This window comes from Comamonas sp. B21-038, assembly GCF_022387135.1.
Classification (GTDB): Bacteria; Pseudomonadota; Gammaproteobacteria; order Burkholderiales; family Burkholderiaceae_C; genus Comamonas; species Comamonas sediminis.
In genome coordinates this window covers 3681263-3696327 of the sequence record NZ_CP092462.1, presented here as the reverse complement: position 1 = coordinate 3696327, position 15065 = coordinate 3681263, and the positions used below count along the sequence as shown (strand labels likewise).

The 15065-nt window shown below is 65.0% G+C and carries 13 protein-coding genes; 8 read left to right on the top strand and 5 right to left on the bottom strand.

Annotation, left to right across the window (positions count from 1 at the left end; translation table 11 throughout):
- The first annotated feature begins 56 nt into the window (after positions 1–56).
- The 3 genes from MJ205_RS16950 to MJ205_RS16940 are packed head-to-tail and all read left to right on the top strand — an operon-like array spanning position 57 to position 2376.
- Positions 57–692, top strand: coding sequence for a TetR/AcrR family transcriptional regulator (locus MJ205_RS16950; protein ID WP_239809533.1), 636 nt, complete (start codon positions 57–59; stop codon positions 690–692).
- A 17-nt stretch (positions 693–709) separates the two neighbouring features.
- Positions 710–1387 (top strand): type 1 glutamine amidotransferase domain-containing protein, encoded by a 678-nt coding sequence (locus tag MJ205_RS16945; RefSeq protein ID WP_239809532.1) that lies wholly within the window; start codon positions 710–712, stop codon positions 1385–1387.
- Between the two features lie 11 nt (positions 1388–1398).
- Positions 1399–2376: a zinc-binding dehydrogenase gene (locus MJ205_RS16940; protein WP_239809531.1), complete on the top strand. Its 978-nt coding sequence runs from the start codon at positions 1399–1401 to the stop codon at positions 2374–2376.
- A gap of 79 nt (positions 2377–2455) precedes the next feature.
- Here the strand turns inward: MJ205_RS16940 and MJ205_RS16935 are convergent, their stop codons facing one another.
- Both MJ205_RS16935 and MJ205_RS16930 read right to left on the bottom strand, forming a co-directional pair.
- Positions 2456–2734: a DUF2164 domain-containing protein gene (locus MJ205_RS16935; protein WP_239809530.1), complete on the bottom strand. Its 279-nt coding sequence runs from the start codon at positions 2732–2734 to the stop codon at positions 2456–2458.
- Positions 2735–2742: 8 nt separating this feature from the next.
- Entirely contained in the window at positions 2743–4587 is a 1845-nt protein-coding gene (locus MJ205_RS16930) for an ABC transporter ATP-binding protein (RefSeq protein ID WP_239809529.1), read from the bottom strand.
- A 469-nt stretch (positions 4588–5056) separates the two neighbouring features.
- Between MJ205_RS16930 and MJ205_RS16925 the strand changes: the two genes are divergently transcribed.
- From MJ205_RS16925 to MJ205_RS16915, 3 genes are all read left to right on the top strand, one after another.
- Positions 5057–6121 (top strand): type II asparaginase, encoded by a 1065-nt coding sequence (locus MJ205_RS16925; RefSeq protein ID WP_239812774.1) that lies wholly within the window; start codon positions 5057–5059, stop codon positions 6119–6121.
- Between the two features lie 157 nt (positions 6122–6278).
- Positions 6279–7148, top strand: a complete 870-nt coding sequence (locus tag MJ205_RS16920; protein WP_239809528.1) for a D-hexose-6-phosphate mutarotase — start codon at positions 6279–6281, stop codon at positions 7146–7148.
- A 134-nt stretch (positions 7149–7282) separates the two neighbouring features.
- Positions 7283–8779: an amino acid permease gene (locus MJ205_RS16915; RefSeq protein ID WP_239809527.1), complete on the top strand. Its 1497-nt coding sequence runs from the start codon at positions 7283–7285 to the stop codon at positions 8777–8779.
- Positions 8780–8866: 87 nt separating this feature from the next.
- Here MJ205_RS16915 and MJ205_RS16910 read toward each other — a convergent pair whose 3' ends face one another.
- From MJ205_RS16910 to MJ205_RS16900, 3 genes are read right to left on the bottom strand one after another with little or no spacing between them, the layout of a single operon-like run.
- Positions 8867–10207 (bottom strand): UDP-glucose dehydrogenase family protein, encoded by a 1341-nt coding sequence (locus tag MJ205_RS16910; RefSeq protein WP_239809526.1) that lies wholly within the window; start codon positions 10205–10207, stop codon positions 8867–8869.
- Entirely contained in the window at positions 10204–11214 is a 1011-nt protein-coding gene (locus tag MJ205_RS16905) for an NAD-dependent epimerase (RefSeq protein ID WP_239809525.1), read from the bottom strand. Before MJ205_RS16905 ends, MJ205_RS16910 begins: the two co-directional genes overlap by 4 nt.
- On the bottom strand, positions 11211–12746 hold the full coding sequence (locus MJ205_RS16900; RefSeq protein ID WP_239809524.1) for an ArnT family glycosyltransferase: 1536 nt from the start codon (positions 12744–12746) through the stop codon (positions 11211–11213). The genes MJ205_RS16905 and MJ205_RS16900 overlap by 4 nt, the downstream gene beginning before the upstream one ends.
- 220 nt (positions 12747–12966) lie before the next feature.
- Here MJ205_RS16900 and MJ205_RS16895 point away from each other — a divergent pair, with 220 nt between their 5' ends.
- Both MJ205_RS16895 and MJ205_RS16890 read left to right on the top strand, forming a co-directional pair.
- The gene (locus MJ205_RS16895; RefSeq protein ID WP_239809523.1) at positions 12967–14004 is read left to right on the top strand and encodes a glycosyltransferase family 2 protein; all 1038 of its coding nucleotides are present in this window, start codon (positions 12967–12969) and stop codon (positions 14002–14004) included.
- Between the two features lie 12 nt (positions 14005–14016).
- Positions 14017–14973 (top strand): lysylphosphatidylglycerol synthase transmembrane domain-containing protein, encoded by a 957-nt coding sequence (locus MJ205_RS16890; protein ID WP_239809522.1) that lies wholly within the window; start codon positions 14017–14019, stop codon positions 14971–14973.
- The last annotated feature ends 92 nt before the right edge of the window (positions 14974–15065 follow it).

The window sequence follows — 15065 nt, the reverse complement described above, 5'->3', positions numbered from 1 at the left end:
AGGTCTAGATTCACAAGAAATAGACGACTGGTCTATTTTTAACTACAATGCAGCACATGACCCTGACCAAGAAGGCGGAAGCGACCCGCCAGCACATCCTCGATACCGGGCACCAGCTCGTGCTGCGCAAAGGCTTTGCTGCCCTGGGCTTGCTGGAAATCCTGAAGACCTGCAACGTCCCCAAGGGTTCGTTCTACCACTACTTCCCGTCGAAAGAGGCTTTTGGCTGCGCGCTGCTCCAGCAGTATGTCGATGGCTATGGCCGCAAGGTCGACGGGCTGCAGGCCGCAGAAGGCACGGGCTATCAACGCCTGATGCGCTACTGGGATGCCTGGATCGAAGCACCCGGCGATGCTGGCTGCGGCTGGGCCGAGGAATGCCTGGTCGTCAAGCTGGCAGCCGAGGTGGCCGATCTGTCCGAAGACATGCGGCGGGTGCTGGACACCGGGGTGCAGCGCCTGCTGGCCCGGATTGCCGCATGGATTGACGAGGCAAGGGCCGATGGCTCCTTGCCCGCTGGTGCGCCGTCGCTGGGCCTGGCGCACGTGCTGTACCAGATGTGGCTGGGCGCAGCCTTGCTCGCCAAGCTGAGCCAGGACCGATCGTCACTGCAACAGGCGCGGCTTGCGACCGTGCACCTGCTGCGCTGCGAGGCGGCGGCCTCTGCATCCTCCTCCACCCCTGCGCATTAACCTCCAAGGAGTTCCCCATGAAAGTTCTGTTTGTACTGACCTCGCACGACCGTCTTGGCGGCACGGGCCGCAAGACGGGCTTCTGGCTCGAAGAATTTGCCGCGCCCTATTACGTCTTCCAGGACGCAGGTGCCCAGATCACGCTGGCATCTCCGCTGGGCGGACAGCCGCCTCTGGACCCCAAGAGTGACGAGCCCGATGCCCAGACGCCTGCCACCGAGCGCTTCCGCAAGGATCCGCAGGCCCAGGCGGCGCTGGCCAAGACCGTGCCACTGGCACAGATCCAGCCCGATGACTTCGACGCCGTCTTCTACCCTGGCGGCCATGGCCCGCTGTGGGATCTGGCCCAGGATGCGCACTCCATCGCGCTGCTGGAATCCTTTGCGCAGGCAGGCAAGCCACTGGGTCTGGTCTGCCATGCCCCGGGTGCACTCATCAAGGTCAAGACCGCCGGTGGACAACCGCTGGTGGCGGGCCGGCGCGTGACCGGCTTTAGCAACAGCGAAGAAGAGGCGGTCGGCTTGACGGCTGTGGTGCCCTTTCTTCTGGAAGATGCGTTCAAAGGCTTGGGCGGCGATTACCGCAAAGGCGCTGATTGGCAGGTGCATGTGGAGGTGGACGGTCCCTTGGTCACCGGCCAGAACCCTGCGAGCAGTGAAGCGGTGGCCGAGGCCTTGCTCACCCAACTGGCTTGAAAGGACACACCATGCGCAGTGCGATGCATACCACCTTTGGCGAGCCTTCCGACGTGCTGAGCCTGGGCAGCCTGCCCAAGCCCGAGCCGGCTGCTGGCGAAGTCCGCATCCAGACCTTGCTGGCGCCTATCCATAACCATGACCTGTGGACCATCCGGGGCCGCTATGGCTACAAGCCCGAGTTGCCGGCGATTGGCGGCAGTGAGGCGGTCGGCATGGTCGAGGCGCTGGGGCCGGACGTCGAGGGCGTCACCGTGGGACAGCGCGTGGCCGTCGCCGGGGTTCACGGCACCTGGGCGGAGTACTTTCTGGCCCCCGCACGCCAGCTGGTGCCGGTGCCTGACGCCATCCCCGACGACGTGGCGGCACAGCTCATCGCGATGCCGCTCAGCGCGCTGATGCTGCTGGAGTTCCTGCAGGTCGCGCCGGGCCAGTGGATTGCCCAGAACACGGCCAACGGCGCGGTCGGCAAGACACTGGCGATGCTGGCGAGCGCACGCGGTGTGCATGTGCTCAACCTGGTGCGCCGCGACGCGGGTGTGCAGGAGCTGAGCGGTCTGGGGATCGCCCATGTGCTGTCGACCGCACAGGACGGCTGGCAGCAAAGCGCCAGCGCTCTGCTGGGTCCGGGCGGCGCCCATGCGGCCGTTGATTCGATCGGCGGAGCGGCCAGCGCCGCGCTGCTGGCATTGTTGGGCGAGGGCGGCACCCTGGTGTCATTCGGCACCATGGCGGGCGAGCCGATGCAGATCGACTCGGGCGCGATGATATTCAAACAGGCCACCGTCAAAGGCTTTTGGGGCAGCAAGGTGAGCGAGGCCATGTCCGCGCAGGACAAGCGGCGCCTGCTGGGCGAGCTGATGCAGCGCATCCTGGGCGGGGAGCTCAAGCTGCCGACCGAAGCCATCTATGACCTGGCCGATGCGGCCCAGGCCGCAGCGGCCAGCCTGCAGCCCGGCCGCAAAGGCAAGGTGCTGCTCAAACCCTGAGCGCCTTGCCACCGCGCCTGCCCTTCAGCGCAGCAGTAACGGGCAGCGCTGTCCGCGCAGGCGGGTGCTGGCAGGCCGCTCAGCCCCGCAATCCCCGTTTGGGCGTTGCGGGGCTTTTCCAATAGCCAAACTCGTCCTCATGCACCTCGTAGTCGAGCTCCTGCAGGCGCTCGTGCATACGGGCCTGGGCATCGGCCACGCCCTGGTTGTAGAGGCTGGGCCCGATTTCCTGCAGGAAGAAGCCGAGCAGGGCCGAGGCCGTCATGTTGCCGATGCGCTCGCCCTGGGTCTGCTCGAAGTAGCGTTCGATGGATTGGACGGCACGGTCGTGCACGTCCTTTTTCAGCTCGATGGTCATGGTGTTGCCTACAAAGGTCCATCGACCGGCTCGGCCAGGAAGCCGCCACTCTGGTGGGCCCACAGCTTGGCATAGATGCCGCCTTGGGCCAGCAGTTGCTGGTGGCTGCCCTGCTCGATGATCTGGCCCTTGTCCATGACGATCAAGCGGTCCATCGCGGCGATGGTGGACAGGCGGTGCGCGATCGCGATGACGGTCTTGCCATGCATGAGGCTGTCCAGGCTTTCCTGGATGGCGGCTTCGACCTCGCTGTCCAATGCGCTGGTAGCCTCGTCCAGCAGCAGGATGGGCGCGTCCTTCAGCATCACGCGGGCAATGGCCACGCGCTGGCGCTGGCCGCCCGAGAGCTTGACGCCGCGCTCACCCACCTGGGCGTCGTAGCCGGTGCGGCCAAAGCGGTCGCTCAGGGTGCTGATGAAGTCCGAGGCCTCGGCCCGCTCGGTGGCGCGGCGCATGTCTTCTTCGCTGGCATCGGGGCGGCCATACAGGATGTTGTCGCGCATCGAGCGGTGCAGCAGCGAGGTGTCCTGCGTCACCATGCCGATATTGCTGCGCAGACTGTCCTGCGTGACCTTGGCGATGTCCTGCCCATCGATGCGGATCTGGCCACCGGCCAGATCGTGGAAGCGCAGCAGCAGGTTGACCAGGGTCGACTTGCCGGCGCCCGAGCGGCCAATGAGGCCGATGCGCTCGCCGGGGTTGATGGTCAGGTTCAGCTGGTCGATGACCGGGCGTCCGGCATCCTTGTAGGCAAAGCTGACGTTGTCGAACTCGATGCGGCCTTGCTGCACCACCAGCGGCTTGGCGTCGCTGGCATCGACAATGCTGCGCGGCTTGGTCAGGGTGTTGATGCCGTCCTGGATGGTGCCGACGTTTTCAAACAGCCCCGTCATCTGCCACATTACCCAATGCGAATAGCCCATCAGGCGCAGTGCCATCGCGATCACGGCGGCCACCACGCCGGCGCTGGCCTGGCCATTGAGCCACAGGTACAGCGCGGTACCCGAGGCACCCAGCAGCAGCAGGGTGATCATCAGGTGGTTGGTGATCTCGAACAGGCTCACCAGGCGCATCTGCGCATGGCCGGTCTGCTTGAAGGCTTCCATCGCGCTGCGGGCGTACTCGGCCTCGCGCTTGGTATGGGCGAACAGCTTGACGGTGGCGATATTCGTATAGGCGTCGGTCACGCGGCCGGTCATCATCGAGCGCGCATCGGCCTGGGCCTTGCCGATCTTGCCCAGGCGCGGCACAAAGAAGAAGCAGGCGCCGATATAGGCCAGCAGCCACAGCAGGAACGGAATCATCAGCCGCCATTCAAAGCTGGCTGCGAGGACCAGGATACCGATCATGTAGACGCTCACGCCGACCAGCACATCGACAATCATGAACACCACTTCGCGTACGGACAGCGCCGTCTGCATGATCTTGGTCGTAATGCGGCCGGCAAACTCGTCGGCGTAGAAGGACATGCTCTGGCCCAGCATCAGCCGGTGGAAGACCCAGCGCAGCCGCATCGGAAAGTTGATGGCCAGCACCTGGTGCATCACCTGCGTGTGCAGCGCCAGCAGCAGCACACTGCCCAGCAGCACGCCGACGATGCCCAGCACGGTGCCGCCCTGCTCAGCCCAGAAGTTGTTGGGCGACATCGTTGCCAGCCAGTCGACCACATGGCCCATCACCGCAAACAGCATCGCTTCATAGACGGCCAGCAGCGCCGATGTGGCCGTGAGCAGGCCGATCCAGCCACGCATGCCCTGGGTACAGGCCCACATGAAAGCAAAAAACCCCTTGGGCGGAACCTGGGGCTCGGCGCTGGGATAGGGCGGCACCCGCCGCTCGAAAAACGAAAACATGCACTCTTCTCCTGCAATGGGCCTGCGGCCGTGCCTGTGCCGTGCGCAACAGGCAGGCACACCGCGCAGACCTGCGGCCTGGCTGCTGCGGCTTGCGCAACGCCAGAACCTGTTGATATTGACAGTGGTAACAACCCCGATCCGGCAAGTCTAGCGGCGCTGGCAACCCCCTTGGCCGGCGGCCAACATAGCCCTAGATATGTCTGTGTCTTTGTGTCGGCGAATCGTCGCCTGGGCGTCAATCTTGGAGCCTATGGGCTTGCAAAAAACCATAGGTGTGTTCACCAATGCGCGGCCCGCACACAGTTTCTAAGATAGCGGCTTTTGACACGAGGTGCTACTGATGCCATCCCAATCGATGACCCATTCATCCCAGAACGCCCGCTGGAGGCTTCCCGCACTGAGTGCCGTGACCCTGGCGATCAGCTTGAGCCTGGGCGCCTGCGCCAGCAGCCCGCAATCCACCAAGATGGTGGAGTCCGCTCCTGCGACTCCCGTTGCGGCTGCCGCTGCTCCCGCAGCTGCGAGCCAGCCCGCACAGCAAGGCCAGCGCAATGTCGTCGTGCTGGCCACCGGTGGCACGATTGCTGGCGCCGGTGCATCGGCGATGAACAGCGCCACCTACAGTGCCGCCAAGGTACCGGTCGACAAGCTGCTGGCAGGCCTGCCGGAGCTGTCCAAGGTGGCCCAGGTGCGCGGTGAGCAGGTCTTCCAGATTGCATCCGAGAGCTTTACCAATGACAACCTGCTGGTGCTGGCCAAGCGCGTCTCCGCGCTGGTCAAGCAGCCGGATGTCGACGGTGTGGTCATCACCCACGGTACCGACACCCTGGCCGAGACGGCCTACTTTCTGAGCCTGACGGTGCACACCAACAAGCCCATCGTCGTGGTCGGTTCGATGCGCCCAGGCACGGCGCTGTCGGCCGATGGCGCTTTGAACCTGGTCAACGCCGTCAGCGTCGCCGCCTCCAAGGATGCCGAAGGCAAGGGCGTGGTCGTGACGATGAATGACGAGATCCAGACCGCGCGGGATGTGAACAAGGATGTGAACATCAAGACCAGCGCGTTCCAAAGCCAGTGGGGTCCGCTGGGCATGGTGGTCGAGGGCAAGAACTACTGGTTCCGTGCCCCGGTCAAGCGCCACACGATGCAGTCCGAGTTCAACATCGACTCCATCACCAGCCTGCCGGCGGTGGAAGTGGTCTACAGCTACGGCAATGTGCCGCGCACCGCGATCGATGCCTTCGTCGGCACCGGCGCCAAGGCGATCGTGCATGCCGGCACCGGCAATGGCTCGGTGGCAGACCGCATCGTGCCTGCACTGCAGGAAGCGCGCAGCAAGGGCGTGCAGGTGATCCGCTCGGCACGTGTGCCTTATGGCTTTGTGCTGCGCAATGCAGAGCAGCCGGATGACAAGTACGACTGGGTAGTTGCGCATGACCTGCGTCCGGAAAAAGCCCGTCTGCTGGCCGCATTGGCACTGACCAAGACCAACGACCCCAAGGAAATCCAGCGCATTTTCTGGGAATATTGATAGCCAGCGTGCCCGGCTGCGGCGGGGCACTTGCTTCAATACCGCATCTACCAAGGACAGCTACGGCTGTCCTTTTTACTGTCCGCTGTATGGCTTGCCAGCGGCGGCCAGGGCCGCTGCCAATGTCACAATGGCTGCCTTCACAGGAGCAAAACAGATGGCGCATGCGTGGACCCGAATCAGCTACGAAGGCTTTCCCGCCTGGTGTGCCCAGTGGGCCGATGGATCGTCGGCCGTGGTGGCGGAGCAGGGCGCGCAGCTGTTGTCCTGGAAGACGGCTGATGGCCGCGAGCACCTGTACCTGAGCCCCGCCAGCCTGCGCGATGGCCAGGCCGCCATTCGCGGCGGCGTGCCGGTGTGCTTTCCACAGTTCAATGTGCGCGGGCCTTTGCCCAAGCATGGCTTTGCGCGCAACCTGCGCTGGCAGATGCTGCAGGCCGATGGAGACGGTATCGTGATGCAGCTGACGGACAGCGCGGCCACCCGGGCCTTTTGGCCGCATGCCTTTGATGCCCGGTTGCGCATCACGGTGCATGCCCGCCAGCTCACCATTGGCCTGGATGTACAGAACACCGACGAGGTACCTTGGTCGATGACCTGCGCGCTGCACAGCTACCTGCAGGTCGACGATGTGGCGCAAACGGCGCTTTCCGGTCTGCAGGGCCTGGCCTGCTGGGATGCGCTGGCCGATACCCGCTTTGTGCAGCCGCCGGGCGATGTAGGCTTTGCCGCGACCACTGAGCAGGGCTTTGACCGGGTGTTCTCCACGCCTGGCGCAGCGGGCACGGTGCTGCAGCTTGAGCAGCGCGATCTGCCCGGCGGCCGCAGGCTGGAGATTGCCCACAGCAGCACGGCCAGCGAGGTGGTGGTCTGGAACCCGGGCGTACGACTGAGCCACAGCCTGGCCGATATGCCCGATGACGGCTGGCGCCAGATGCTCTGTGTGGAGGCCGCGAGCATCGACACGCCGGTGCTGCTGGCGCCGGGCCAGCCGTGGTCGATCAGCCAGACCCTGACCTTGGCCTGAGACCTGGACCGCGAAAGGGAAACACAGGCCCTGTAGCGGAATTGTGGGCGGCCACTACCGCAGGCCAGGGGAAAACCCGATAATGGCGGCCTTGTCATTGTCGGCATGGCGCTTGCGGCCATGCTTTTTTGTTTATGCCGGGTTCTGGGTCTCCCTCTTCTTGCGCGCCAGTCAATGAACTGCGCCGTGATCTCAAGGCACGCCATTTGTCGATGATTGCCATTGGTGGCTCCATCGGTACGGGGCTGTTTGTGGCATCGGGTGCCACCATTGCGCAGGCGGGGCCCGGCGGGGCGCTGCTGGCCTATGGCGTCATCGGCCTGATGGTCTACTTCCTGATGACCAGCCTGGGCGAGCTGGCGGCCTTCATGCCGGTGTCGGGCTCGTTTGCCACCTATGGCGCGCGCTACGTGGACGAGGGCTTTGGCTTCGCGCTGGGCTGGAACTACTGGTACAACTGGGCGATCACGATTGCGGTGGACCTGGTGGCCTCGCAGCTGGTGATGGCCTACTGGTTCCCCGATGTGCCGGGCTACTGGTGGAGCGCGCTGTTCCTGATGCTGATGGTGGCCCTCAATGCCATCTCGGTGCGAGGTTTTGGCGAGGCCGAGTACTGGTTCGCGGCGATCAAGGTGACGACGGTGCTGGTGTTCATTGCGCTGGGTGTGGCGATGATTTTTGGCATTCTCAAAGGCGGCCCGACCGACGGCGTCTGGGGCGCCATTGCCAACTGGCAGGTGGCCGATGCGCCGTTTGCCGGTGGCTTTGCGGCCCTGATCGGTGTGGCGATGATCGTGGGCTTTTCCTTCCAGGGCACCGAGCTGATCGGCATTGCAGCGGCCGAGTCCGAGAACCCGGCCAAGAACATTCCGCGCGCAGTGCGCCAGGTGTTCTGGCGCATTCTGCTGTTTTATGTGCTGGCCATTGCGGTGATCGGCTCGCTGGTTGCCTATACCGACCCGCACCTGTTGCGCAACGATGTGGGCGATATCAGCGTCAGCCCCTTCACCCTGGTGTTTGAGAAAGCAGGCCTGCTGTCGGCGGCCGTCATCATGAATGCGGTGGTGCTGACCTCGGTGCTGTCGGCCGGTAACTCGGGCATGTATGCCTCCACCCGCATGCTCTACACCCTCGCCTGCCAGGGCATGGCCCCGCGCATTTTTGGCCGCCTCTCGCGCCACGGCGTGCCGGTGATGGCCTTGCTGGCGACCACGGTGATGGCCGGCCTGTGCTTTTTCAGCTTTCTGTTCAGCCCGCAGACGGTCTACCTGTGGCTGCTCAACCTGTCGGGCATGACCGGCTTCATCGCCTGGCTGGGCATTGCGATCAGCCATTACCGCTTCCGCAAGGGCTTTCTGGCGCAGGGCCATCAGGTGTCGCAGCTGCCCTATGTCTCGCCCTGGTTCCCGTTCGGCCCCATCTTTGCGTTTGTGCTGTGCCTGGTCATCACCCTGGGGCAGAACTACGAGGCCTTCCTGAAGGACCAGATCGACTGGGGCGGTGTGGTCGCCACCTATATCGGCCTGCCGGTGTTCCTGCTGATCTGGTGGGGCTACCGCCTGGCCAAAGGCAGCCGCACCGTGGCCTATGCCGACATGCGCTTTGATGGCCAGGTGGCGGGCGACAAATAAGCGGGCTGCGGGCTGCTATGACAGCCCTTCAGCCAGCAAAAAGCGAGTGCCAAGACTCGCTTTTTTTGGGGCTGACCAGCGGGCGCCTTATTCGCTGCGCGGGACCGGCTGGCGGCCGATGGACACATAGCCCAGGCCATAACCGGCTACCAGCGCCGGGTCATAGAGGTTGCGGCCATCAAAAATCATGCGGTCGCGCAGGCGCTGGGCCAACTGGCCAAAATCGGGCGCGCGGAAGATCTGCCACTCGGTGACGATGGCCAGGCAGTCGGCGCCTTGCAAGGTGGCCTCGGGGTCGGCGGCCAGCACCAGATCGCTGCGCGCGCCATAGATGCGCTGGGCCTCCTGCATCGCGACGGGGTCATAGGCCTGAACGCGGGCGCCTGCGGCCCACAGCGATTCCAGCAGGGTGCGGCTGGGCGCCTCGCGCATGTCATCGGTGTTGGGCTTGAAGGCCAGGCCCCACAGCGCAACCGTCTTGCCCTGCAACTGGCCGCCGTAGAAGGCGCTGATGCGCTCGAACAGCACATGGCGCTGGGCGGCATTGCGGGCCTCGACGGCGTTGAGCAGCAAGGGGTCGAAGCCGATTTCCTCGGCGGTGCGCACCAGGGCTTTCACATCCTTGGGGAAGCAGCTGCCGCCATAACCCACACCGGGGTAGATGAAGTGGTAGCCAATGCGCGGGTCGCTGCCGATGCCGCGGCGCACCGCTTCCACATTGGCGCCCAGGCGCTCGGCCAGGTTGGCGATCTCGTTCATGAAGCTGATCTTGGTGGCCAGCATCGCGTTGGCGGCGTACTTGGTCAGCTCGGCGCTGCGCACATCCATCACCACGATCTTGTCGTGGTTGCGGTTGAAGGGCGCATACAGCTCGCGCAGCCGTGCCTCTGACGCGGGGTTGCTGGTGCCGATGATGATGCGGTCGGGCCGCTGGCAGTCGGCCACGGCGGCGCCTTCCTTGAGGAATTCCGGGTTCGACACCACATCGAAACCGTAGCTGGCGCCCCTTGCGGCCAGGCCCTCGGCGATCACGGCGCGCACCTTGTCGGCGGTGCCTACCGGCACGGTGGATTTGTTGATGACGATGCGCGGGCCATCCATGTGCTGGGCAATGGTGCGGGCCACGGCCAGCACGTACTGCAGGTCGGCGCTGCCGTCCTCATCGGGGGGCGTGCCCACGGCCAGGAAGATCACCTCGCTGTGGCTGACGCCCAGGGCCGCATCGGTGGTAAAGCGCAGCCGCCCGTTGGCATGGTTGCTGGTGACGAGCTTGTCCAGGCCCGGCTCATGGATGGGGATCTGGCCGGCCTGCAACGCGGCGACCTTGGCCGCATCGACATCGACACACAGCACCTGGTGGCCGACATCGGCCAGCACGGCACCTTGAACAAGACCGACATAGCCGGTTCCAAAAACAGTGACTTTCATACGCGGTAGAACGAGCGGTACCAGTCGACAAAGCGCTGGATCCCGTCTGTGACAGTGAAAGAAGGGGCGAACTGCACCCAGGCCTGCAAGGCCCGGGTGTCGGCCGAGGTGCTGTGCATGTCGCCCGGCTGGATGGGCAGCATGCGCTTGTGGGCCTGCATGCCCAGCGCGGATTCCAGTGCTGCGATGTAGTCCATCAGCACGGTGGGCTGGCTGTTGCCGATGTTGAAGATGCGGTAGGGCGCGGTGCTGGTGCCCGGGTTGGGCTGCAGAGGATCATAGCTGGCATCGGGCGTGGCGGGTTTGTCCAGCACACGCAGAATGCCTTCGACGATGTCGTCGATGAAGGTGAAATCGCGCACCAGCTGGCCATTGCCATAGACGTCGATGGTCTCGCCCGCCAGCATGGCCTTGGTGAACTTGAACAAGGCCATGTCCGGCCGGCCCCAGGGCCCGTAGACCGTGAAAAAGCGCAGCCCGGTGGTGGGCATCTGGTAGAGGTGCGAGTAGGTGTGCGCCATCAGCTCGTTGGCCTTCTTGGTGGCCGCGTAGTAGCTGATCGGGTGGTCGATCGCATCGCTCTCTGCATAAGGCATCTTGGCATTGCCGCCGTAGACGCTGGAGCTGCTCGCATAGACCAGGTGCGCGACCTGGTGCTTGCGGCAGCCCTGCAGCACATGGCCAAAGCCCAGCAGGTTCGAATCCGTGTAGTCGTCGGGCTGGTCGATGGAGTAGCGCACCCCTGCCTGGGCGGCCAGGTGCAGCACGCGCTGGGGCTTGATCTCGTCAAACAGCGCGGCCATGCCGGCGCGGTCGGCCAGATCGAGCTGGATGAAGCGGAAATGGGGATGGCTTTGCAGCTGCGCGAGCCGGGCCTGCTTGAGCGCGACGTCGTAGTAGCTGTTGAGGTTGTCGATGCCGACAACGGGCAGGCCCCGCTCCAACAGGCGCAAGGCGCAGTGCATGCCGATAAAGCCGGCAGCGCCGGTGACGAGAACAGGTTTCATGGTGTGATGGGTGCGGGCAGCCACACAAACTGGTAGTGCATGGGCGGCGTGCTGGCACGCATATGGGAAAACGGAAGGGTCAGATCTTGGATGGCGGCGCCGGGCGCCGTGGCCAGCACCGGCTCCCACCAGGCAGGCATGGCCTTGTCCATGCGGGCAATGTACAGCAGGCCGCTGCCGGTTTGCGCGGCCTTGGCGCGGGCCTGAGCGAGGCAGTCGGCCATGCGGCCAAACTCGGCCGTGCAGGCCGTCGCATAGGCCCGGGGGTTGCGCGAGCGCAGCATCGCCGCGACCATGTTGTCCGAGCCGACGATGACGCCTTGGCCGTCGTAGCCAGCAGCAGCCAGCGACGCGCTCAGCTGCGCGACGGGGTGGTTGAGCTCGTCCGGATCCTTGCGCAGGTTGGACTGCCAGGGGCGCACGGTGGCCAGGGTCAGAAAGACCAGCGCAAACACCAGCACCGTGGTGGTGTAGCCCCGGCCCACGCCATCGGCCAGCAGGCGCGGGCGCCATACATACAAGGCCAGCGGCGCCACAGCCGTCAGCGGCAGCACCCAGCGCTGCTTGAAGCTGCTGACATCGCCCACGAGCACCATGCCCACCAGGATGGCAAACACCAGGGCCAGATAGCGCCACAGCAGCGGCCAGGCCCAGACACGCCATTCCGGCAGGGGCGCATCTGCAGCGGGCTCGGTTTTCCACAAACGGCTGCGGTAGCTGGCCAGGCTGACCAGCAGCCACAGGCCCAATGTCGAGAACACGGCGGCCGCCAAGGCGCCCAGGCCCTTGAGGTGGGACACCTGGGTGGAGATGTCCATCTTGTGGATGGTTTCGGTCGTGGCCTCACGCCAGTGGTGCAGCAGCCAGTAGCCATGTGGCGCAAAGATCAGCAGGCCAATCAAGGGCGCCAGCCACCAGCCCCGGCCCAGCAGCGCCCGGCGCACCTGGGGCACGCTGAAGGCGGCCACGGCAAACACGGCGATCAGCATCGCAAAGCTGTATTTGGCCAGCATGCCCACGCCGCAGAAGATGCCCAGGCCGACAAAATTGACCAGCGCCGGTGCGCGCACCTGGCGCAAGGCCATCCACCAGGCGCCAAAGGTCATCGCGGTCACCAGAATGGTGTGGGTCTGGTCGCGCACGCTGTCCCAGCCAAACGGCAGCATCAGCAGCAGGCCGCCAGCGACCCAGAAGGCGCCCTTGGCCGGCAGCAGCGCGCGGCCGGTTTGCCAGGCCAGCACATAGGTGAGCACGATCAGGCTGTGCTTGACCAGCGACAGCGACAGCACCGTGGGGCCCAGCAGCTGGCCCACCAGCCATTGCAGCCAGCTGTAGGCGGGCGGCTGGGCGCCGTAGCCCAACAGAAACTGCTGGGACCAGAGGATTTGTTCGGACTCGTCCCATTTCATGCCGTCCGAGATGGCCACGCGCGAGATGACATGTGCACAGGCCAGCACCAGCACCCAGGCCAAGGGGTGGCGGTAGAGCTGGGACTGCCAATCTTTGGCGGGGGAGGGGGACGCAGACGTCATGGCAGAAACATGAAATGCTGGTGCATACAGGGCCCGCAGCCCCAAGGCGCGGCACCAGCCTGTCGCATCAGCAGCAGAGGAAAAAGCGGATCAGGTAGTATAGGCGACCGCTGTTTTACCAATGCCAGAAGAGTCGCCCACCCCGGTTGGGCTGCGCCGCACACCGTTTCCGGTACCGGTCCAGCCGCCTGTTTGAGCGGCTTTTTGCAATGTGCCCTTTATGTCCCCTGCTGTTTCCATCGTCGTCCCCATCTACAACGAGTTCGACAATCTGATCGCCCTGGTCGACCGGATTGACGCGGCCATGCGCTCGCAGCCGCTGAGCTATGAGCTGATTGCCGTCGACGATGGCTCCAAGGACGACAGCGCCAAGCGCCTGCTGGAGCTGGCTGCCACGCGCCCCTGGCTGCGCCCGGTGATCCTCGCGCGCAACTATGGCCAGTCCAGCGCGTTGCAGGCCGGTTTTGACCGGGTGCAGGGCCGCTATGTGGTGACCCTGGACGCCGACCTGCAAAACGAGCCCGACGACATTCCTCTGCTGCTCAACCGCCTGGAGACCGACCCGAGCGTCGATATGGTCTCCGGCTGGCGCAAGGACCGCCAGGATGCCGCCATCTCGCGCAAGCTGCCGTCCAAGATTGCCAACCGCCTGATCTCCAACGCCACCGGCGTGCAGCTGCACGACTACGGCTGCGCACTCAAGGCCTACCGGCGCCACATCATCGACCGCGTGCACCTCTACGGTGAGCTGCACCGCTTCATCCCCTCGCTGGCGCGCGATGCCGGTGCCCGCATCACCGAAGTGCCGGTGCGCCACCACGCCCGCACGGCCGGCGTCTCCAAGTACGGCATTGACCGCACCTTCCGCGTGATTCTGGATTTGATCCTGATGGTCTTCCTGATGCGCTACCGCCAGCGCCCGCTGCACGCCTTTGGCGGACTGGGCCTGTGGCTGGCCACCCCCGGCTTTCTGATCCTGGCCTACCTGTTCATCGTCAAGCTGATGGGCGAGAGCATTGGCGGGCGGCCCCTGCTGATCATTGGCGTGATGCTGGTGCTGATGGGCATGACCTTTGTCGCCGCCGGCCTGATCGGTGAGCTGCTGACCCGCATCTACTACGAGTCCGGTGGTGGCCGCCAGTACTATGCGGACGACTATGTGATCGACGAGACCGGCGGCACCCCCCGCATGGTGCGCCTGGATGCCCACACAGCGCGCGAGCAGACTGTGCAGCCCGCTGCCGCTTCGAGTCTTTAAGCGCCGCCTGGTGTGAACCGTACACAAAAAGCCTGCATCAAGGCCTTGTGTGGCGCCGCTTTGCTGGGCGCCGTGGCCTATTTTGCCGACCCTGCCGCCCTCTGGGCCCGCCTGCGTGCCGCTGACGGGCGCTGGCTGCTGGCGGGGCTGGCGGCAGCCATCGCGTCGAACGTGGTGTCTGCCTGGCGCTGGCGTGCACTGGCGCAGTGGCTGGGCGCACCGATGCGCTGGCCCGATGCGCTGCGCTGGTATTTCCAGGCGATTGGGCTGAATGCCTTGCTGCCCGGCGCCGTGGTGGGGGGTGACGTCTACCGCGCCGTGGTGCTGCAGCGCAGTGGCCAGGGCAAGGCCGCTGCCTCGCTGTCGGTGCTGCTCGACCGCTTCAGCGGGCTGTGGATGCTCTGTGCCATTGGCGCCATCGGCGCGGCGCTGTCCGCCAGCGCCTTGGCGCCTGTGCTGCATATCTCTCCGCTGGCGCTGCAGGTCTTGATGGTCCTCGGCGTCATCGTCTGGATTGCGCTGCCTTGGCTGCTGCTGTGGTGGCTGGGCCAGCGCCAGGCGGCCAGCCTGCCGGGTTGGTTGCAGCCCTTGCTGCAGGCCGCTGCACGGCCAGACTTCAACCGCCAGATGCTGGTACAGGCAGGCTCTTCTGCGCTGGTGCAGCTGCTGTCTGCCGCTGCTCTGGCGCTGGGCGGGCTGGCGCTGGGCATCCATCTGGACCTGGCCGCCTGGGCCTTTGCGATGGCCCCCATTTTTCTGATGGCGGCCTTGCCTGTCAGCGTGGGCGGCTGGGGCACGCGTGAAGCGGCCAGTGCGGCGGCGTTGGCTCCCTTTGGCGTGCCAGCAGCCTTGGCCGTCGGTGTGGGGCTGATCTATGGCGTGTATGCGCTGGTGCAAGGGGCGCTGGGTGCCATTGCCTTTGGTCTGCCCAGCCGGCGCGAGCGTGAGGCGGATACAGCATCTCTATAGCTTGCGGACAACTTCGACGTATTAGGTTGTCATTATCGCGAATCAATTGCCTCTGTTCAGCCGATGTCCAGAGCTGGGATAGCATCGGATAG

Bases quoted from the DNA above. Each gene is read 5' to 3' on its own strand.
- MJ205_RS16950 (WP_239809533.1), top strand. From the start codon at position 57: ATGACCCTGACCAAGAAGGCGGAAGCGACCCGCCAGCACATCCTCGAT.
- MJ205_RS16945 (WP_239809532.1), top strand. From the start codon at position 710: ATGAAAGTTCTGTTTGTACTGACCTCGCACGACCGTCTTGGCGGCACG.
- MJ205_RS16940 (WP_239809531.1), top strand. From the start codon at position 1,399: ATGCGCAGTGCGATGCATACCACCTTTGGCGAGCCTTCCGACGTGCTG.
- MJ205_RS16935 (WP_239809530.1), bottom strand. From the start codon at position 2,734: ATGACCATCGAGCTGAAAAAGGACGTGCACGACCGTGCCGTCCAATCC.
- MJ205_RS16930 (WP_239809529.1), bottom strand. From the start codon at position 4,587: ATGTTTTCGTTTTTCGAGCGGCGGGTGCCGCCCTATCCCAGCGCCGAG.
- MJ205_RS16925 (WP_239812774.1), top strand. From the start codon at position 5,057: ATGGTGGAGTCCGCTCCTGCGACTCCCGTTGCGGCTGCCGCTGCTCCC.
- MJ205_RS16920 (WP_239809528.1), top strand. From the start codon at position 6,279: ATGGCGCATGCGTGGACCCGAATCAGCTACGAAGGCTTTCCCGCCTGG.
- MJ205_RS16915 (WP_239809527.1), top strand. From the start codon at position 7,283: ATGCCGGGTTCTGGGTCTCCCTCTTCTTGCGCGCCAGTCAATGAACTG.
- MJ205_RS16910 (WP_239809526.1), bottom strand. From the start codon at position 10,207: ATGAAAGTCACTGTTTTTGGAACCGGCTATGTCGGTCTTGTTCAAGGT.
- MJ205_RS16905 (WP_239809525.1), bottom strand. From the start codon at position 11,214: ATGAAACCTGTTCTCGTCACCGGCGCTGCCGGCTTTATCGGCATGCAC.
- MJ205_RS16900 (WP_239809524.1), bottom strand. From the start codon at position 12,746: ATGACGTCTGCGTCCCCCTCCCCCGCCAAAGATTGGCAGTCCCAGCTC.
- MJ205_RS16895 (WP_239809523.1), top strand. From the start codon at position 12,967: ATGTCCCCTGCTGTTTCCATCGTCGTCCCCATCTACAACGAGTTCGAC.